This window comes from Polynucleobacter sp. MWH-HuK1 (genome assembly GCF_018881815.1).
Classification (GTDB): domain Bacteria; phylum Pseudomonadota; class Gammaproteobacteria; order Burkholderiales; family Burkholderiaceae; genus Polynucleobacter.
The window spans coordinates 2,030,297-2,050,050 of record NZ_JACVPP010000001.1; the positions used below are offsets into that span (position 1 = coordinate 2,030,297).

Sequence of the window (19,754 nt, forward strand, 5' to 3'; positions counted from 1 at the left end):
TATGAATTAGGTTTTTTTCCAGCGAGCCATTGCAGTCTCGTCAGTAATGCGAGCATCCACCCACCGAGCACCCTCAGGCGTGTCTTCTTTTTTCCAAAATGGAGCTGCCGTTTTTAGATAGTCCATGATGAACTCGCAGGCAGCAAAAGCCTCTCCTCTGTGAGCGCTAGCGACTGCAACAAGAACAATTTGATCCTCAGGCAAGAGCGGACCCACTCGATGAACTACTAGAGTTTGATAGATATCCCAACGTGCTTTGGCTTGATCCAGAATTTCTTGAAGCGCTTTTTCAGTCATCCCTGGGTAATGCTCAAGGGTCATGCCTTTTACTTGGCTACCGTCATTCATATCCCGGACCGTTCCTAAAAAAGACACCACTGCTCCAACACGTGGATCTCCTTTTCTAAGCACCGCAATTTCAGCGCTAAGGTCGAAATCATTTTCCTGAATGCGAATAGATGAATTGGACATGCTAGCCCCCGGTTACCGGAGGAAAGAAAGCGACTTCAGCCCCATCTTGAAGGGCAGTATTTGCATCAACCATGTGTTGATTAAGGGCGCAGCGCAATACCTTGCCCTCTGCCAACACCTCAGACCAAGGGTTACCGCGCTCAATAAGATGCGCCCTGAGTTCAGCTATCGTTTTAACCGTTGCTGGAATGGTAATACTCTCTTGCGAGACGCCAAGAGCCTCACGCAATGAGGCGAAGAATCGTAATTCGAGTTTCATGAGCTAATCGTAAACCGATTATTCAAGTAGCGCATCAAAGGGAATGTATTTCACTAAATCACCAGCCTTTATTGGCTGATTTGGTGGGCAATCAACCAAGCCATCGCCCCAAGAGGCGCTAGTGAGTACACCAGAACTTTGATTTGGGTAAAGATCAAGGCCGCCTTGACTATTAATCTTTACGCGCAAGAACTCATTACGACGATCGGCTTTTAGCCAATTAAAGTCAGCACGTATTAGATAGGATTGAGGAAGCTTGGCTTCGCGCCCCTGGAGCTTCAAAATAAATGGGCGAACAAACAATAAGAAGGTAACAAAGCTGGAAACTGGATTGCCAGGCAATCCAATAAACCAAGCTTCACCATCTTTGGCCTCGCTTGACTTACGAACCGCACCAAATGCTAGGGGCTTGCCTGGTTTGATCGCAATCTGCCATAGATCCAATCTTCCTTCAGCAGTTACCGCAGGTTTAATATGATCTTCTTCACCAACGGATACACCGCCAGAGGTAATAATTAGGTCATGATCTTTACTGGCTTTTCGCAATGCTTCACGCGTTGCATCCAAGCGATCAGGAACAATACCTAAATCCGTAGCATCACAACCCAAAGACTTCAGGCAAGCTAACAAGGTATCCCGATTTGAGTTGTAGATACCACCAGGTTTTAATGGCTCCCCCGGAAGCGCTAACTCATCGCCTGTAAAGAATGCGGCAACCTTTACTCGACGTTTTACATTGAGGTGGGTTAAACCAGCGGAAGCAGCAACACCCAGCTCTTGAGGACGCAGAAATGTGCCGGCAGTCAAGCAGGTCTTGCCAGTTGTTAAATCTTCGCCACTACGACGAATCCATTGACCCGGAGTAGGAGCGACATTAATAGTAACTTGATCAGACTGATCCCCAATCGTGCAATCCTCTTGCATTACAACTGCATCAGCACCAGGGGGAACGGGAGCACCCGTAAAAATTCTGGCAGCAGTGCCAGGCTCTAATTGAGTTCCGATAGAGCCAGCTGGAATACGCTGAGCAATTCTCAATATTTGTCCCGGTATTGCCGTATCTGCGGAGCGAACTGCATAACCATCCATTGAAGTGTTATCCAATGGCGGAACATTTACCAAACTTTTTACATCTACGGCCAAAATTCTTCCTAATGCCGCTTGTGTAGTTACCTTTTCGCTCTCATTTACTGTTACTGCATTTGATAGCAAATGGTCTAAGGCCTCCTGCGCAGTCAACATTGGTGGCTTTGTCATAGGATAATTGCTTGATACTTAAAGTTTTGGGTTAAGTCGATTAACCAAGATGCGTTGTAATGAAAGCTTTAACTTGATTTACATCGGCATCAATATTTTCTACGCGCTGTGGCTTAGATTTGATATCTTTAAATGCAGGCGGGCATTCAGCTGGTCTACCCAAAGCAACCTCAATTGTTTCTTCAAATTTAATCGGTAGAGCTGTCTCTAGCACGATCATTGGAATACCAGCCTGTAGGTGCTCACGGGCCACTTTCACGCCATCAGCAGTATGTGTATCGATCATGACGCCATAGCGCTGATCAATGTCGCGAATCGTTTCTAAGCGGTTCTCATGAGTGCTGCGACCCGATTGAAAGCCATACTTACCCAGGTCTTTGAAAACAGCATCTTTAGAAATATCAAAACCACCAGCTTCATCCACTTGCTTGAACATCGCTGCAGTAGCTTTGCCATCTTGACCCATGAAATCAAATACAAAACGCTCAAAATTACTGGCCTTAGAGATATCCATGGATGGACTCGATGTATGAAGCGTCTCAGCAGACTTACGCGCGCGATAGACACCTGTGCGGAAGAACTCGTCAAGTACATCATTCTCATTGGTTGCCACAATCAGATGCTCGATTGGCAATCCCATCATGCGCGCAATATGACCGGCACAAACATTGCCAAAGTTGCCAGATGGCACTGTAAAGGAAACCTTCTCAGAGCTTGACTTAGTTGCCAAGAGATACCCCTGGAAGTAATAGACCACTTGAGCAACCACGCGACCCCAATTAATAGAGTTCACAGTACCAATCTGATTCTTCGCCTTGAAAGCGTGATCATTACTTACTGCCTTAACAATATCCTGGCAGTCATCAAAGACGCCAGCTACTGCTAAGTTAAATATATTTGGGTCTTGCAGTGAATACATTTGCGCAGATTGAAAAGCGCTCATCTTGCCGCGTGGCGAGAGCATGAAAACTTTCACACCCTCTTTACCGCGCATTGCATATTCAGCCGCACTACCAGTATCGCCAGAAGTAGCACCCAAAATATTGAGCTGCTGACCTTTTTTCTTTAACGCATATTCAAAGAGGTTACCAAGCAACTGCATCGCCATATCTTTAAAGGCCAATGTTGGGCCATTTGACAAACTCAACAGACCAATGCGTGTGCCGTGCTCTTCACCCAACCAATGTATCGGGGTAATGTCTTTTGCGTTGTCCTGCGGACGTCCATTGCAGTACACCTGTTCGGTATAAGTTTTACGCAAGAGTGCGCGCAAATCAGCCTCAGGAATATCGTCACAGTAAAGACTCAACACTTCATAAGCAAGATCGGCGTACGACAAACCGCGCCAAGCATCAAGTTGCGCCACTGTAACCTGAGGGTACTCGGTTGGCAAATACAGGCCGCCATCAGGCGCCAATCCACCCAACAAAATTTCTAAGAAGGATTGTTGCGGACTATTGCCGCGAGTTGATTGGTAACGCATGAATTTTGCTGAGTTTTACTTAAGACAGATTTTCTAAACGGATCTTCACGACTTCACCGGCAACAGTTTTAAGAGCTTGAATCTCTTTAATTGCGGCAAGCATGTTCTTTTCTTTGGTTTCGTGGGTCAAAGCCACTAAATCAGTTTGGCTTTCACCTTCGTCAGCCTCTTTCTGCAAGAGCGCATCAATTGAAACGCCATGTGCAGCCAAAATTTTGGTGATGTCAGCCAAAACGCCAGCTTGATCAGCCACGCGTAATCGCAGGTAATAACTAGTAGTGATCTCGCCAATTGGCAGCACTGGTGTGTCATGAACAGCGTCTGCCTGGAAAGCCAAGTATGGAACGCGATGCTCAGGATCAGCATTTAATAAGCGGGTAATGTCCACCAAGTCAGCAATCACAGCAGAAGCAGTTGGCTCAGAGCCCGCGCCTTTACCGTAATACAAGGTAGTGCCAACAGCATCACCAAATACTTGTACTGCATTCATGGCGCCTTCAACGTTTGCAATCAAACGCTTAGATGGAATGAGTGTTGGATGTACGCGCAACTCAACACCTGTTGGTGTTTTTTTGGCAATACCTAGCAACTTAATGCGATAGCCTAATTGCTCAGCATATTTAATATCAATTGCATCTAACTTAGTGATGCCTTCAATGTGCGCTTTTTCAAACTGCATTGGAATACCAAATGCAATCGCACTCATAATGGTCGCTTTATGCGCTGCGTCCACGCCTTCAATATCGAAAGTTGGATCTGCTTCTGCGTAACCCAAGCGTTGCGCTTCTTTAAGCACAGTCTGGAAATCTAAACCTTTGTCGCGCATCTCTGACAAGATGAAATTGGTTGTGCCGTTAATGATGCCAGCGATCCACTCAATACGGTTAGCAGTTAAGCCTTCACGCAAAGCTTTAATAATTGGAATGCCGCCTGCTACTGCCGCCTCAAAAGCAACCATCACGCCTTTATCATGCGCAGCCTTAAAAATTTCATTGCCGTGAACAGCAATCAAAGCCTTGTTGGCAGTCACTACATGCTTACCAGCGGCGATCGCCTCCAGAACCAAGTCCTTGGCAATGCCATAACCACCAATAAGCTCAACAACGATGTCGATCTCTGGATTGTTAATCACAGCACGAGCATCACTTACAACCTGTGCGCGATCCTTAACCAATTCTTTGGCTCGATCTACATTGAGATCGGCAACGGTATTGATACGGATACCACGACCAGCGCGGCGAGTAATTTCATCCTGGTTGCGATCGAGAACAGTGAATACGCCACCACCAACAGTGCCAATACCTAAAAGACCTACTTGAATCGGTTTCATGATGCCTTTGCTGCAGTTGAAGAAGCCTTACGGCTGTGCTTATTACGATAACGCTCCAGAAAACGTGCAAAGCGGCCAATGGCTTCCTTCAGCACATCTTCGTGAGGCAAGAAAACTACGCGGAAGTGATCAGGTTTACCCCAGTTAAAACCAGAGCCCTGCACTAACAATACTTTTTCTTCTTTTAAAAGATCAGCAACAAATTGTTGATCATCTTCAATTGGATAAACCTCTGGGTCTAACCTTGGAAATAAATACAAAGCTGACTTGGGCTTCACGCAAGTGACACCTGGAATATCGGTAATCAGTTTCCAGGCGAGATCACGCTGCCTCGCAAGACGGCCACCGTCGCCAACCAAGTCATTAATACTTTGGTAACCACCTAATGCGGTTTGAATTGCATACTGGCCTGGCACGTTTGCGCATAGGCGCATTGAGGCCAACATATTTAAGCCTTCTATGTAATCGCGCACCATCTCTTTATCGCCCGAGACAATCATCCAGCCAGCACGGTAGCCGCATGAACGGTAGTTCTTAGAAAGACCGTTAAAGGTAATGGTAACTACATCAGTCGACAAAGATGCGAGAGAAATATGCTTCTCACCGTCATACAACATCTTGTCGTAGATCTCATCAGCAAACAAAATCAAACCGTGTTCGCGAGCAATATTTGTTAACTCAAGCAAAACTTCTTTGGAATAAATTGCACCAGTAGGATTGTTTGGATTAATCACCACAATCGCCTTAGTACGTGGCGTAATTTTTTTACGCAGATCATTTAAGTCTGGAGCCCAATCTTTGGATTCATCACAAAGATAGTGCACAGGCGTACCGCTAGACAAACTCACAGCAGCTGTCCACAGCGGATAATCTGGTGTTGGCACCAGTACTTCGTCCCCATCATTTAAGAGTGCATTCATCGACAGCACGATGAGTTCAGAAACTCCATTGCCGGTATAGACATCATCCAAGGTCACACCTTGAATACCTTTTTCTTGGCAGTACTGCATGATCGCCTTGCGAGCCGAAAAGATTCCCTTGGAATCGGAATAGGCTGAGGCATTGCTTAAATTGCGAATCATGTCCAACTGAATCTCTTCAGGCGGATCAAAACCGAAAACCCCTACGTTTCCGATGTTTAATTTGATGATTTTGTGACCCTCTTCCTCCATACGCTGAGCAAGCTCGAGCACCGGCCCACGTATGTCATAACAGACGTTATCGAGCTTTTGGGACTTTCGGATCGGTTTCACAATAAATTTAAGGGTAAGTTCTTGAAATATGAGAAAAAACAGCTAGCTATAATCCACATAATTATGACAGAGAGTCCACTTGAAGCTTCAATCTGACCCCCATTCCGGAGCGAATACGATCACTGGCTACGGCGATGGTTACGTAGAGATCAATAAGACCCCTTACGCCCATGCTGTTGTTCTGAGCTCGGATGGCGCAATCTCAGAGTGGTCAGCCCAGTCATTTGACAACTTAGAAGCCCATCATTTCTCGCAACTCATTGATTTAGAACCGGAATTAATCCTTATTGGGACTGGCAAACGTCAACGCTTTCCTAAGCCAGAACTCCTTAAAGCTCTGATTTCCGCAAAAATTGGCTTTGAAATCATGGATTCTCAAGCCGCCTGCCGGACATACAACATCCTAGTGGGCGAAGGACGTCAGGTCCTGCTAGCTCTGATTGTGGAGCCCGATTAATGCAATTTGGCCAAATTCAGCAGTCTTTAGCCCTGCATCCGGGCAAGATTTTGTTATTGGTCATCATTTATGGCTTACTGTGGTTTGGCACTTTGAACTACCGCCATCTCATTCCATCCGATGAGGGACGCTACGCAGAGATCGCTCGAGAAATGCTCGTGACAGGTGATTGGGTTACACCCAGATACAACGGCTACAAGTATTTCGAAAAACCGCCATTACAAGCGTGGGCTACTGCAGCAGCATTTCAAGTATTTGGTATTGGTGATTGGCAAGCACGTCTTTGGACTGCGCTTACTGGATTTCTCACCATTCTCTTAGTTGGATTTACCGGCGCTCGAATTTATAACCCTCGAGCAGGGTGGTTAGCCGCTGTTGTATTAGCCTCAAGTCCAATGTGGGTTATCAGCGGTCACTTCAATTCGCTCGACATGGGCTTGTCTGCTTTTTTAGTCGCCGCACTTTGTAGTCTATTGTTAGCACAAATTTCTCATAATAAAAACAGTTGTAGGAATTGGATGTGGGCATGCTGGGCTTTCATGGCACTGGCAACTTTATCCAAAGGTGTTATTGGCGCTGCAATTCCTGCGATGGTTTTTATTGCTTACTCCATGAGTACTTGGGATTGGAAGATTTGGACTCGGCTTCGTTTATTTAGCGGAACTATTTTGTTTTTAGCAATCACTGCGCCTTGGTTTATTTTGGTGGCACAGCGCAATCCTGAGTTTTTAGAATTCTTCTTTATTCATGAACATCTACAACGCTTCACACAAGACGCTCATAGCAGAACAGGTCCCATTTATTACTTTGTGCCACTACTGCTGATTGGCCTGCTTCCTTGGTTCCTACAGATTCCTGGCGCAATCGCACAGGCTTGGAATGAGCGCCGCCGTGAGTTTTCTCCTGGCTGGTTATTGGTCTGCTGGTTTGTGGTTATTTTTGCGTTCTTTAGCGTCTCACGCTCTAAATTACCTGGCTACATCATCCCTGTATTTCCTGCGCTTGCTTTAATTATTGGCAACCGATTAGATCGCTTACTTGGTCACGCTAAAACGATGGCATTACCCTGGAAATTACAAACAATAGGCTTCTCTATTTTTGGATGTATTGGGTTTTTCTACTTGGATGCTATTGGCAAACAAGCAAGACCTGATGAAATTAATGCCTATGCGCAATATACCAATTGGGTGATTGCTGCACTAATCGCACTAATTATTTTTAGCGCCTATGCTGCGTGGCAAAGTAAACGCAATGGTATTCAAAGTATTGTGAGTTTTGCTTGCGGTTTTTTTCTGTGCGCAATTGTTGCGGGAACAGGTCATGAGACATTAGGTCGCGCCGTCTCTGGCATTGATCTCGTAGAGCGAGTAAAAGCGTCCATTCCTGAAAAAATAAATTTCTATTCTGTTCGCCTTTTAGATCACACCGTGCCCTTCTATTTAGGTAGAACCATGATCATGGTTGAATCTCCCGACGAGCTAGAGTTTGGCGTCAAGCAGGAGCCTGAGCTTTGGATGCCGACTTTGGATGTATTTATCACCCGCTGGAAAGAAGACCAAACCGCCTATGCGATCATGGTTCCCGAGCAGTTTGATGCACTACAGGCCCAGAACTTTCCAATGCAAGAAGTTGATCGAGACTCACGCAGAGTCATTGTGAAACATCCAGATACATCTAACGTAACGCAATAAGGCATTCAAGTAATATAAGACATCATGTCAGACTCCAATCAACCATTTATCCCCTTCACGCGCCCCAGCTTTAATCAAGAAACGATTGATGCGGTTTCGGAAGTATTGCGTTCTGGTTGGGTGACATCAGGCCCAAAGGTGGCAGAGTTTGAATCCACTTTAAGCAAGTACTTTGACGATCGCCCAGTGCGCTGCTTTGCTAATGGCACAGCAACAATGAAGATTGCTTTGCAAGTTGCAGACATTGGCCCTGGTGACGAAGTCATCACCACACCAATCTCTTGGGTGGCAACATCGAATGTCATTTTGAGCGTAGGTGCTAAACCCGTATTTGTGGATATCGATCCAGTCACACGCAATATTGATCTCAATAAAGTTTCAGCCGCAATCACACCTAAGACGCGAGCAATTATGCCGGTCTACTTGGCTGGCCTACCCGTTGACATGGATCAGCTCTATGCATTGGCAAAGCAACACAGTCTTCGCGTCATTGAGGATGCTGCACAGGCCTTTGGATCCCAATGGAAAGGCAAGAAGATTGGTAGCTTTGGTGACTTAGTCAGTTTTAGTTTTCAGGCTAACAAGAATCTCACCACCATTGAAGGCGGTTGCCTTGTGCTCAACAACGCAGATGAAGCGAAGCTTGCTGAGAAATTCCGCCTACAAGGATTAACCCGCCAAGGTATGGACGGCATGGACGTCGATGTGTTGGGCGGCAAAGATAATTTGACAGATGTCAACGCGGCCATTGGCCTCGAGCAACTCAAACAACTGCCTGCATATCAAGCGCGTCGTGCTACTTTGGCGCGCCAATACTTTGATGTCATTCGCTCTGAATTGAAATCTGCTGGATTGGAAAGTTTGAAATTAGAACTTCCAGTTGAAAACTTTACTGAAAGCAACTGGCACATGTTCCAAGTAGTTTTACCGCTTGATCAGTTAAATGCAGATCGCGCCCAAGTCATGACTGAGTTGAAAGATTTGGGCATTGGTACTGGCGTTCATTACCCCGCCATTACAGGTTTTACGCTTTACAAAAACCAAGGTTACAAAACCTCTGACACACCAATCGCAGAACGAATTGGCAAATCCATCCTCACGCTCCCTTTATTCCCCGCCATGGCTGATGAGGATATTGGCCGCATAGCCAAGGGATTGATCGGAATTTTGCATAAATACCGCAAAAACTAGCGTTATTGGGGTTAAGCCCTGAGAATCAGGCAAAATTGCTGAATGACTGCCAATTTAGCTGCCAACCCAACACTCAGTATTGTTATTCCCGTTTATAACGAGGAAGATGGTCTCCAAGCTCTCTTTGACCGCCTCTACCCAGCACTTGATACGCTTGCCGCTAAACGCAAGATTACTTATGAAATCGTTTTCGTAAACGACGGCAGCAAAGATCGCTCCGCCGGCATTCTTTCCAAGCAGGTGGAATTACGTCCCGACGTTACTCGTGCAGTTTTGTTTCATAGTAACTTTGGTCAACATATGGCGATCATGGCTGGCTTTGAGTATGCTAAAGGTGAATACATCATTACTTTGGATGCGGACTTACAAAATCCACCGGAAGAAATTGATGCGCTTACCGAGCAACTGCTAAAAGGCCATGATTATGTCGGCACGATTCGCGCTGATCGTCAAGACAGCTTCTTTAGAAAATTCGCCTCACGCGCTATGAATCGATTGCGTGAAAACATTACACGTATCACGATGACTGATCAAGGCTGTATGTTGCGTGGCTATAGCCGTCGCATTGTTGACCTTGTTCGCCAATGTGATGAAAGCAACACTTTTATCCCAGCGTTGGCTTACACATTCTCTGCCAACCCAGTTGAGATCTCAGTTAAGCATGAGGAGCGATTTGCCGGTGAATCTAAGTACACCCTGTATCAATTGATTCGCCTAAATTTTGACTTGGTTACCGGCTTTTCAATCATGCCGCTGCAAATCTTTTCGATTCTCGGCATGCTCCTATCTCTTGCCGCTGGCATCCTTTTCGCCTACCTACTAGTGCGCCGCTTCGTTCTGGGTGCTGAGGTTGAGGGAGTATTTACCCTCTTCGCGCTAACCTTCTTCCTGATTGGAGTCATGCTCTTTGGGCTTGGTCTTTTAGGTGAATATATTGGTCGCATCTATCAGCAAATTCGCAAACGTCCTCGTTATGTTGTGCAAACTGTTTTAGAGAAAAAATAATTGCACGCAGTCGTCTTTGCTTATCACGATGTAGGTGTTAATTGCCTGAAGGCACTTCTCAACGCTGGCATACAAGTTGATCTCGTAGTCACTCATCAAGATGACCCCAATGAAAATGTTTGGTTTGGAAGTGTGGCCAAACTATGTGCCGAGAAGAATATTCCGTACATCACACCAAATGCAAGTGAATTAGCAAACCTTTTTCCAAGGTTTCGGGAGCTTGCACCGGATTACATTTTTTCCTTCTACTATCGCTTCATGATTCCGGATCAAATATTAAGATGCGCAAAAATTGCTGCACTTAATATGCATGGCTCACTTCTACCAAAATATCGTGGGCGTGCACCCGTGAATTGGGCTATCCTACATGGCGAAACTGAAACCGGTGCAACCTTGCATGTCATGGAAGCAAAGCCGGATGCAGGAGATATTGTTGGGCAAGCAGCCGTCAGCATTGGCCCAGACGAAACCGCTACCGATGTCTTTGGCAAAGTCAGTCAGGCTGCTGTGACTGTCATTGAGCGGGTATTACCCAGCTTAATTCAAGGAAATATTCCCCGTAAGCCTAATGAGCTCCAAAAAGGAAGTTATTTTGGGGGACGAAAGCCCGCAGATGGACAAATTCATTGGAATCAGACCGCCAAACAGGTCCATGACCTTGTCAGAGCGGTAGCACCACCATATCCAGGAGCCTTCACGGACCATTCCAATAGGACCATGATCGTTGCCCGTACTAGCCTAAATGGGCCATTTCCAGCCAATCTCGATCTTGGGGTTTGCGGCATCCAAGTGGTTGATAATCGGGTATTCGGCATTTGCGGCGACCGCCAGGCAGTAGAGATCTTGGAATGGTTTCCGGCAAGCAAATAAATTAGATTAAAACGAGGCAGTAAAGATGAAAAAAGTACTCATTCTTGGTGTTAACGGTTTTATTGGCCACCACCTTTCCAAGCGCATTCTTGAGACAACCGATTGGCATGTCTATGGCATGGATATGCAAAACGATCGCCTTGGTGACTTAGTAAATCATCCGCGTATGCACTTCTTTGAGGGTGACATCACCATCAATAAAGAATGGGTTGAGTATCACATTCGTAAGTGCGATGTTATCTTGCCTTTAGTTGCGATTGCCACACCAGCTACTTATGTTCAGCAGCCACTTAAAGTGTTTGAGCTCGACTTCGAAGCAAACCTTCCGATCGTGCGCTCTGCCGTGAAATACAAAAAGCATTTGGTGTTTCCGTCTACATCTGAGGTCTATGGAATGTGCGAGGATAGTGAATTCGATCCAGCTAAATCCAATATGATTTACGGTCCAATCAACAAACCACGCTGGATCTACGCTTGCTCTAAACAGCTAATGGATCGCGTGATTTGGGGCTACGGTATGGAGGGTCTACGCTTTACACTATTCCGCCCATTTAACTGGATTGGCCCTGGTCTCGATAGCATCTACACACCAAAAGAAGGCTCTTCCCGCGTAGTGACGCAGTTCTTAGGTCATATTGTTCGCGGTGAATCCATAAACGTTGTAGATGGTGGCGCCCAGAAGCGTGCCTTTACTTATGTTGACGATGGTATCGATGCTTTAATGCGCATCATCGATAACAAAGATGGTGTTGCTAACGGCAAGATCTACAACATCGGCAATCCAAAAAATAATCACTCAATTCGTGAACTAGCAAATCAGATGCTCGAAATTGCTCGCAGCATACCTGAGTATGCAAAGACTGCTAATGAAGTGAAGATTGTGGAAACTACTTCTGGCGCTTACTATGGCGAAGGCTATCAAGACGTTCAAAATCGTGTGCCTGCAATTGATAACACGATGAGCGAACTAGGTTGGAAGCCAACGACTACGATGTCCGATGCGCTCAAAAATATTTTTGAAGCCTACCGTGAGGATGTAGAAAAAGCCCGCACCTTGGTAGATAAAGAATAAGAGAAAGCAAACCCAAAGGTTCATGGCTAAGATTGCTCTCAAGGTTGATGTTGATACCTTACGCGGCACCAAAGAAGGTGTACCTAATTTAGCTCGCACGCTAGAGCGTTTTGGACTTAAGGCGACCTTTCTCTTTAGCCTTGGCCCCGATCACACTGGCTGGGCTCTAAAGCGCGTTTTCCGACCAGGCTTTCTGAAAAAAGTAAGTCGCACTTCCGTTGTTGAGCACTACGGCATTAAGACATTGCTATACGGCGTTCTAATCCCGGGACCAGATATTGGCAAAAAAGCCGCAGCACAAATGCGCGCTATTGATCAGGCAGGTCATGAGACTGGCATTCACACCTGGGATCACGTTGCTTGGCAAGACGCAGTTCGTAATCAAGATGCGCAATGGACAAAGTCCATGATGCAAAAAAGCTGGGATCGTTTTGTAGAGATTTTTGGTCATGCGCCAGTTACTTATGGTGCAGCTGGATGGCAAATGAATTCAGTAGCTTTTGAACAGCTCGATCAATGGGGGATTGCTTACTCATCCGATGGTAGAGCCAAACCCAATCTCACACCCTATCGCCTTGAGCTACCCTCTGGCAAAGCCAAACATGTTCAATACCCAACAACGCTCCCCACTTTTGATGAGCTGATTGGCATCGATGGTGCCGATGAGTTTGGTGCAGTTAAAAAGCTTTTGGAGATCACTAAAAGCAACCCCAATGACCAGGTCTTCACCCTGCATGCTGAGCTTGAAGGTCAAAAGTTATTGCCCGCATTTGAGCAGCTATTGGCCGGATGGCTAAATCAAGGTCATGATCTCGTCACTATGGGCGAGCTTCATAAATCCTGGGAAGCCACCAAACAACTCGATAAAATAGCTGTATTACCGCTGACATGGGGTGAAATACCTAATCGTAGCGGTGAATTAATCATTCAAAATAATTAATAATTCAATAAGCATTAGAGACAACCAACGAAAGATCATCATGACAGTAGCTATCGGTAAACCTATGCCGCAGTGCGCAATTCCAGCAACCTCTGGATTAACATTTTCACCTGCGTCTGCAAAAGGCAAAAAGCTAGTTCTTTACTTTTACCCTAAAGACATGACTCCTGGTTGCACAGCTGAGTCAGGCGAATTCAGAGACAACATTGAGGCTTTCACCAAAGCCAATACCCTGGTGGTAGGGGTTTCCCGAGATAGCCTCAAGTCACACGACAACTTCCGCAGCAAATTACAACTCCCTTTTGAACTGGTTGCCGACACGGAAGAACAACTTTGCCAGATCTTTGGTGTCATGAAAATGAAGAATATGTATGGCAAACAAGTTCGTGGCGTAGAGCGCAGCACCTTCTTATTTGATTCCTCAGGGAATCTGGTTAAAGAGTGGCGCGGTCTTAAAGTCCCGGGTCATGTGACAGAGGTATTACAGGCGGCCCAAGCCACAAAATAATTTTTACAACAATTTGTTCTGAGGTGCTTGCAAACCCAAAAATTTGGGGTAAAGTGGTTCATATGCACCGTAAACGACGGGAAAGTCTGACAATCCGTTTGAATCAGAAACCTGAATATTACAAAACAGGTTTGGAGAGTAACCCCCGCCGTTTTTTAGACATCATTGCAACTAGTTTCGTAATAAACCGTCAATGCACTCCGCTTGGCGGTTTTTTCTTTTAGGAGAGTCCATGCCACTTCCCCCAATCCCCACTCAAATTGCTGATCAAGTGAAGCTCAGTCGCAAAGACACTCCCGACTTAAAGAAGCGCCCTGCTCCAGCAAAACCAGTGGTAGTAGAAGCAGTTGATTGGACCAATGATGTAGAAGAAGACTTAACTGAGGCAGAAGTTGCCCTCGAGAAAATCAAATTAGATCGCAGCCCAATACGTAGCGAAACTAAAGCGCCTACGCCCGCAAAACCAAAACGTGTTATTCGTACAGGACCTCCAAGCCTATTCGTTTTGGATACCAACGTATTAATGCATGATCCGAGCTCCCTATTCCGCTTCTCAGAGCACGATCTGTATTTACCGATGACTACTCTAGAAGAGCTGGATAACCACAAGAAGGGGATGACCGAGGTAGCGCGCAACGCCCGTACCGTCAGTAGATCTCTGGACCAGTTGATTGCTGGCACTACTGGCACCTTGGACGAAGGCATTCCACTTAATAAACTGGGAAACCAAGATGTAACAGGGCGTCTCTTTTTCCAAACTAAATTAACTACCCAAGCTTTGCCAGAGGGTTTGCCTGAGGGCAAAGGTGATAACCTTATTTTGGCCGTAGTAAGTGAGCTACAAAAAACCCGTAAGGGCCAAGAAGTGGTGTTGGTGTCTAAAGACATCAATATGCGCATTAAAGCGCGTGCCCTTGGATTGCCTGCTGAAGACTATTTCAATGATCAAGTATTAGAAGATCGTGACTTGATGTATGCCGGCGTCATGACATTGCCAGCAGATTTCTGGCCTAAGCATGGCAAAGATATGGAGAGCTGGGCAGACTCCAAGTCAGGAACAATGTTCTACCGAGTGACCGGCCCTTCTGTTAATAGCATGTTGGTAAACCAATTTGTTTATCAAGAAAATCCTGATGGCTCAACACCCTTTTATGCCCAAGTAAAAGAAATTAATGGCAAGACCGCCCTCCTGCAGACATTAAGAGACTTCTCTCACCAAAAAAATAATGTCTGGAGCGTGACGGCCCGTAATCGGGAGCAAAACTTTGCCATGAACTTACTGATGAACCCGGATGTAGACTTTGTAACTCTACTTGGTCAAGCTGGTACGGGTAAAACCTTGCTGGCTTTGGCTGCCGGTCTTGAGCAGGTCTTAGATAGCAAGCGCTATAACGAGATCATCATTACTCGTGCCACCGTACCAGTTGGCGAAGATATTGGCTTCCTCCCGGGTACCGAAGAAGAAAAGATGCAGCCTTGGATGGGCGCATTTGACGATAACCTTGAAGTTTTACAGCGCAACGATGATGGCGCAGGCGAATGGGGGCGCGCTGCTACCCAGGAATTAATTCGCTCACGCATCAAAGTAAAAAGCATGAACTTTATGCGAGGCAGAACTTTTGTTAGTAAATTTGTGATCATTGATGAGGCACAAAACTTAACCCCAAAACAAATGAAGACCTTAGTTACCCGTGCGGGCCCTGGAACCAAAATTGTTTGCCTTGGTAATATCGCTCAGATTGACACACCTTACTTAACCGAGGGTTCTTCTGGCTTAACGTATGTAGTTGATCGCTTCAAAGGCTGGCGTCACGGTGGTCATGTGACTTTAGCTCGCGGTGAGCGCTCCCGTCTTGCGGACCATGCTGCTGACGCGCTCTAAGCAAGCCTCCTCATGCCGCACTCTCTTGGGGTGCGGCATTTTTATTTGTAGCTTACTCATCCTAAGCGGATGCAGCACATTCAGCGGTAAACCCAGTCCATCCTCAAGGGTTTCTCAATTTAAACAAGATACTAGTGTTGGCACTGAAGATGTCTCAATTGCCGCAGTAGGCTTAGTAGACGTTCCATATCGATATGGTGGCAACACCCCCAAAGGGGGCTTTGACTGCAGCGGACTGATTGTCTACGTCTATAACAAAGCAGCGGGTATTAAACTCCCACGCACCATTCAGCTAATGAGTACCAAAGGTCGAAGCATTGACGGACAACCACCAGCACCAGGTGACCTAGTGTTCTTTAACACCACTGGCGAAAAATATTCTCATGCAGGCATCTATGTAGGCCAGGGCAGATTTGTCCATGCGCCAAGCGCTGGTGGCACCGTACGCCTGGACTACATTACCTCGCCCTATTGGGCGGCGAAGTTTACCGAAGCACGCAGAATGGTGCCCCAGTAGCCAGAACTGTTAGAGTTAGTAGCGCTTTCCCTATGTTTTCTAAAACTTAAATATTGATTAAAGTATTTAATCAATTGGTCTGTTAACAGAGACATCTATCCAGGAGAGTAAAAATGAAAAGAATCATCGTCGCTTTAAGTATTGCACTAAGTTTTGCACTTCCTGCTTATGCATTTGCAGATCAAGCAGCATGCGAAGCTAAAGCAGTCAGCAAAGATGGCAAGCCACTATATGGCGCAGCTAAAGATGCCTCCATTAAGAAATGTATGAGTGATGCAAAACCAAATGATTGCGAAGCTAAAGCAGTCAGCAAAGATGGCAAGCCACTATATGGCGCAGCTAAAGATGCCTCCATTAAGAAATGTATGGGCGGTAAATAAGAATTCTTTTACGATCCAATATGATCTATAAAAAAGCCTCACACTGTGAGGCTTTTTCTTTATTTTTTTCTTTGGCTACTTCTTTATTTATCTCTTTGTATTTACACATTCTTAATTAGAACGGCTCATAACCACCAGACGAATAGCCGATTGATCCCATCGCCAAGTTATCAAACTTGGTATATGGACCCTGCCAACTAACGCGCACAGTTCCAATGGGGCCATTACGCTGTTTACCAATAATAATTTCTGCAATGCCTTTATCAGTAGTGGTATCAGGGTGATACACCTCATCACGATAGATAAACATAATTAAGTCGGCATCCTGCTCAATAGCACCAGATTCACGCAAATCAGACATGATCGGACGCTTGTTAGGGCGCTGCTCAAGGCCACGATTTAACTGAGAGAGCGCAACAACAGGACACTGCAATTCTTTTGCGAGAGATTTGAGTGATCGGGAGATCTCAGAAATCTCAGTTGCACGGTTTTCAGAACCAGAGCCACTCATCAACTGCAAGTAATCAATTACAACCAAACCTAGCGTGCCACCAAAATTTCTGGCGATACGACGTGCACGTGCGCGCAACTCAAGGCTGGATAAAGAACCAGTCTCATCAATCAAAATTTGGGTGTTACTTAAGCGGGCGATTGCATCAGTAACGCGTGGCCACTCATCGTCTTGCAACTTGCCGGTACGCATGCGACCTTGGTCAACGCGTCCAACTGAACCCAATAAACGAGCAGCCAATTGTTCGCCCGACATCTCCATTGAAAAGATCACGACAGGAAGACCTTCGGCCAATGCAACGTTTTCAGCAATATTGAGCGCCATTGCTGTTTTGCCCATTGAGGGCCTACCAGCAATAATCACCAGGTCGCCTTTTTGCAGGCCGCTAGTTTGCTTATCTAAATCTATGAAACCAGTTGCAATACCGGTAATGTCGCTACCGCCTTGGCGGTTGTATAGCTCATCGATACGTGCCACAACAGCTTTGAGAAGAGGTTCAATCTCAAGGTAATCCGCCTTGCGACTACCCTCTTCGCCAATCTGAAGAATGCGTGATTCAGCTTCATCTAAAAGCGTTCTAACAGTACGCCCCTCTGGAACAAAAGCTGAATTAACAATGCTGTCTGAAACTTCAATCAAGCGGCGCAGAATACTGCGATCACGCACAATATCAGCGTAGCCTTTAATGTTGGCTGCACTTGGTGTGTTTTGCGCTAATGAATTGAGATAGTCAATACTGACTAGATCACCACCCTGCTCTGATTTAACGGCATCGTAAACAGTAATGACGTCAGCTGGATGATTGTCGCTAATGAGGCGTGCAATAACCTTGTAGATTAAGGCATGCTCCGGGCGATAGAAATCTTTATCGTTTAATACTCCGCCAAGATTATCCCAAGAGGAATTATCGATAAGTAGACCGCCGAGCAATGATTGCTCGGCTTCTACTGAATGTGGCGGTACTTTTAAGGCCTGCACGACTGTATCCCCAGAACCCATCATGCCGGGATTTGGCGTAACGGAACGTGAACGGGATTCAGCCATGAGGCTAGTTTACAGATTTAAAACTTAAGCTTGCTCACCAACTACACGAATAGTGATATCTGCAACTACGTCGGTATGAACAGCAACCGCAACAGGGTGATCACCAACCATTTTCAATGGGCCAGTAGGCAGACGAACTGAAGACTTCTCAATTGTGAATCCCTTAGCTTTCAAAGCATCAGCGATGTCGTGATTGGTTACAGAACCAAACAAACGACCATCAACACCCGCTTTTTGACCGATTTCGAGAACCATGTCTTTGAGCTTGATACCGACAGCTTGTGCAGCAGCCAATTTCTCAGCAGCCAATTTCTCCAACTCAGCACGACGAACTGCAAAGTCAGCAATCGCTGCTTCAGTTGCACGACGAGCTTTACGTTGTGGGATTAAGAAGTTACGAGCGAAGCCGTCTTTAACGCGAACGATGTCACCGAGGTTGCCCAGGTTTGTTACTTTTTCTAAAAGAATGATTTGCATTGAGGGCTCCCAATTATTTCTTATGTTGATCAGAGAATGGCAATAAAGCCAAGTAACGAGCACGCTTGATAGCAGTATCTAACTGACGCTGGTATTTCGCTTTTGTGCCTGTCAAACGAGCAGGAGTGATCTTGGCGTTTTCGCCAATGAAGTCCTTCAATATATCCACATCTTTGTAGTCAATCTGTTCTACGCCAGCAACAGTGAAACGACAATAACGCTTACGCTTGAACAATGGGTTCTGAGCTGGTTTCTTCTTGAAATCGGGTTTCTTTCCAAACGCCATGATGATTTCCTCTTTAATTTTTCAATTGAATATGGGTAATATGGAAAACAAGTCTTTGATTACGTAGAGTCTTGGGTGCCAAGAATCCTTCAAACACTGCCTCGGCTCCTAAGTCCATTCGCTCTAAATCCTTTTGTATCGGACCGATTGTGATGGCTTCAACGTTCATCTCAATTTTCCTTGCTACTCCTACCTCGTTTGCTTGGCCACTATGCTCTAGCTGGCAATGCATCACCGGTATTCCTGCAGGTGTAAATCGAATTGCGTCTTTAGATACCAAGATCGCAGTGAGGGTGAAATGATTCAACGCCGCTCCGCTTCTCTGATACGTTTTCTAGTCTATGTATTCCTCTTCAAATTTCCGACTTAGGCTGCCGCTACAGGAGCGTCAGATTGGGCAGATTTACGCGCTTCTTCACGCTGCACTTCTTTCATCATGATTGAAGGCTCTGTTTCAGCTTTCTTAGTTTTGATAATGAGGTGACGCAAAACTGCATCGTTAAATTTGAACGCATGCTCGAGCTCTTCCAGAGTTTTCTGGTCGCACTCAATGTTCATGCAAACGTAATGGGCTTTGGCAAGCTTGTCGATCATGTAAGCCATCTGACGACGACCCCAGTCTTCCATGCGATGAATTTTGCCGCCCGCAGCTGCTAATGTAGCTTTGTAACGATCGATCATCGCTGGCACTTGCTCGCTTTGGTCCGGATGGACGATAAAGACGATTTCATAATGACGCATCAAACACTCCTTAAGGATAAAGTCACCTGGGCGTCTTGCTAAGTTCTGATGGTTGTGAACTCAGCGCCAGTGTGACAAGGTAGTAAAACAAATTGTAGGTACTGCTTACAACACCTTTACAGCCACTTT

At 45.8% G+C, this 19,754-nt stretch carries 22 protein-coding genes; 11 read left to right on the forward strand and 11 right to left on the reverse strand.

Annotated elements, in window-relative coordinates; genetic code table 11:
- Positions 1 to 6: 6 nt before the first annotated feature.
- Genes moaE through ICE93_RS10435 form a run of 6 tightly spaced genes read right to left on the reverse strand, consistent with a single transcriptional unit; the run spans position 7 to position 6,053 of the window.
- Positions 7 to 471 carry a molybdopterin synthase catalytic subunit MoaE gene (moaE, locus tag ICE93_RS10410; protein WP_216187952.1) on the reverse strand — a complete coding sequence of 155 codons (465 nt, stop codon included), beginning with the start codon at positions 469 to 471 and terminating at the stop codon, positions 7 to 9.
- Between the two features lies 1 nt (position 472).
- Positions 473 to 730 carry a molybdopterin converting factor subunit 1 gene (moaD, locus tag ICE93_RS10415; protein WP_216187953.1) on the reverse strand — a complete coding sequence of 86 codons (258 nt, stop codon included), beginning with the start codon at positions 728 to 730 and terminating at the stop codon, positions 473 to 475.
- An 18-nt stretch (positions 731 to 748) separates the two neighbouring features.
- Positions 749 to 1,972 carry a gephyrin-like molybdotransferase Glp gene (glp, locus tag ICE93_RS10420; protein ID WP_216188395.1) on the reverse strand — a complete coding sequence of 408 codons (1,224 nt, stop codon included), beginning with the start codon at positions 1,970 to 1,972 and terminating at the stop codon, positions 749 to 751.
- 55 nt (positions 1,973 to 2,027) lie between these two features.
- A complete protein-coding gene (gene thrC / locus ICE93_RS10425; RefSeq protein ID WP_216187954.1) occupies positions 2,028 to 3,470 on the reverse strand; it encodes a threonine synthase in 1,443 nt (480 codons plus the stop codon).
- Between the two features lie 19 nt (positions 3,471 to 3,489).
- The gene (locus tag ICE93_RS10430; RefSeq protein ID WP_216187956.1) at positions 3,490 to 4,800 is read right to left on the reverse strand and encodes a homoserine dehydrogenase; all 1,311 of its coding nucleotides are present in this window, start codon (positions 4,798 to 4,800) and stop codon (positions 3,490 to 3,492) included.
- Entirely contained in the window at positions 4,797 to 6,053 is a 1,257-nt protein-coding gene (locus tag ICE93_RS10435; RefSeq protein WP_216187959.1) for an aminotransferase class I/II-fold pyridoxal phosphate-dependent enzyme, read from the reverse strand. The genes ICE93_RS10430 and ICE93_RS10435 overlap by 4 nt, the downstream gene beginning before the upstream one ends.
- A 79-nt stretch (positions 6,054 to 6,132) precedes the next feature.
- Between ICE93_RS10435 and ICE93_RS10440 the strand changes: the two genes are divergently transcribed.
- From ICE93_RS10440 to ICE93_RS10490, 11 genes are all read left to right on the forward strand, one after another.
- Complete coding sequence (locus ICE93_RS10440; protein WP_216187961.1) at positions 6,133 to 6,510, forward strand: Mth938-like domain-containing protein; 378 nt, start codon at positions 6,133 to 6,135, stop codon at positions 6,508 to 6,510.
- Positions 6,510 to 8,201: a glycosyltransferase family 39 protein gene (locus ICE93_RS10445; protein ID WP_216187963.1), complete on the forward strand. Its 1,692-nt coding sequence runs from the start codon at positions 6,510 to 6,512 to the stop codon at positions 8,199 to 8,201. Before ICE93_RS10440 ends, ICE93_RS10445 begins: the two co-directional genes overlap by 1 nt.
- A gap of 24 nt (positions 8,202 to 8,225) precedes the next feature.
- Positions 8,226 to 9,392 carry a DegT/DnrJ/EryC1/StrS aminotransferase family protein gene (locus ICE93_RS10450; protein WP_216187965.1) on the forward strand — a complete coding sequence of 389 codons (1,167 nt, stop codon included), beginning with the start codon at positions 8,226 to 8,228 and terminating at the stop codon, positions 9,390 to 9,392.
- Positions 9,393 to 9,434: 42 nt separating this feature from the next.
- Positions 9,435 to 10,397: a glycosyltransferase gene (locus tag ICE93_RS10455; RefSeq protein WP_216187967.1), complete on the forward strand. Its 963-nt coding sequence runs from the start codon at positions 9,435 to 9,437 to the stop codon at positions 10,395 to 10,397.
- Complete coding sequence (locus tag ICE93_RS10460) at positions 10,398 to 11,267, forward strand: formyltransferase (RefSeq protein WP_216187969.1); 870 nt, start codon at positions 10,398 to 10,400, stop codon at positions 11,265 to 11,267. It abuts the gene before it with no gap.
- A gap of 25 nt (positions 11,268 to 11,292) precedes the next feature.
- Positions 11,293 to 12,339 carry a bifunctional UDP-4-keto-pentose/UDP-xylose synthase gene (locus ICE93_RS10465; RefSeq protein WP_216187971.1) on the forward strand — a complete coding sequence of 349 codons (1,047 nt, stop codon included), beginning with the start codon at positions 11,293 to 11,295 and terminating at the stop codon, positions 12,337 to 12,339.
- 22 nt (positions 12,340 to 12,361) lie between these two features.
- Entirely contained in the window at positions 12,362 to 13,279 is a 918-nt protein-coding gene (locus ICE93_RS10470) for a polysaccharide deacetylase family protein (RefSeq protein WP_216187974.1), read from the forward strand.
- Positions 13,280 to 13,319: 40 nt separating this feature from the next.
- Entirely contained in the window at positions 13,320 to 13,787 is a 468-nt protein-coding gene (locus ICE93_RS10475) for a peroxiredoxin (RefSeq protein ID WP_216187977.1), read from the forward strand.
- A 232-nt stretch (positions 13,788 to 14,019) separates the two neighbouring features.
- Positions 14,020 to 15,669 carry a PhoH family protein gene (locus tag ICE93_RS10480; RefSeq protein WP_216187980.1) on the forward strand — a complete coding sequence of 550 codons (1,650 nt, stop codon included), beginning with the start codon at positions 14,020 to 14,022 and terminating at the stop codon, positions 15,667 to 15,669.
- Entirely contained in the window at positions 15,626 to 16,186 is a 561-nt protein-coding gene (locus tag ICE93_RS10485; protein WP_370624614.1) for a C40 family peptidase, read from the forward strand. The genes ICE93_RS10480 and ICE93_RS10485 overlap by 44 nt, the downstream gene beginning before the upstream one ends.
- A gap of 113 nt (positions 16,187 to 16,299) precedes the next feature.
- Entirely contained in the window at positions 16,300 to 16,566 is a 267-nt protein-coding gene (locus ICE93_RS10490) for a hypothetical protein (RefSeq protein ID WP_216187983.1), read from the forward strand.
- A 115-nt stretch (positions 16,567 to 16,681) separates the two neighbouring features.
- On the opposite strand, the gene dnaB is transcribed toward ICE93_RS10490, so the two are convergent.
- The 5 genes from dnaB to rpsF form a co-directional block, all read right to left on the reverse strand.
- Positions 16,682 to 18,079, reverse strand: a complete 1,398-nt coding sequence (gene dnaB / locus ICE93_RS10495; protein ID WP_216188399.1) for a replicative DNA helicase — start codon at positions 18,077 to 18,079, stop codon at positions 16,682 to 16,684.
- A gap of 66 nt (positions 18,080 to 18,145) precedes the next feature.
- Positions 18,146 to 18,598, reverse strand: coding sequence for a 50S ribosomal protein L9 (gene rplI, locus ICE93_RS10500; protein WP_216187985.1), 453 nt, complete (start codon positions 18,596 to 18,598; stop codon positions 18,146 to 18,148).
- 13 nt (positions 18,599 to 18,611) lie between these two features.
- Positions 18,612 to 18,884 (reverse strand): 30S ribosomal protein S18, encoded by a 273-nt coding sequence (gene rpsR, locus ICE93_RS10505; RefSeq protein WP_216187989.1) that lies wholly within the window; start codon positions 18,882 to 18,884, stop codon positions 18,612 to 18,614.
- 13 nt (positions 18,885 to 18,897) lie between these two features.
- Positions 18,898 to 19,191: a primosomal replication protein N gene (priB, locus tag ICE93_RS10510; protein WP_216187992.1), complete on the reverse strand. Its 294-nt coding sequence runs from the start codon at positions 19,189 to 19,191 to the stop codon at positions 18,898 to 18,900.
- A 59-nt stretch (positions 19,192 to 19,250) separates the two neighbouring features.
- Positions 19,251 to 19,625: a 30S ribosomal protein S6 gene (gene rpsF, locus ICE93_RS10515; protein WP_068322189.1), complete on the reverse strand. Its 375-nt coding sequence runs from the start codon at positions 19,623 to 19,625 to the stop codon at positions 19,251 to 19,253.
- Positions 19,626 to 19,754 lie beyond the last annotated feature (129 nt).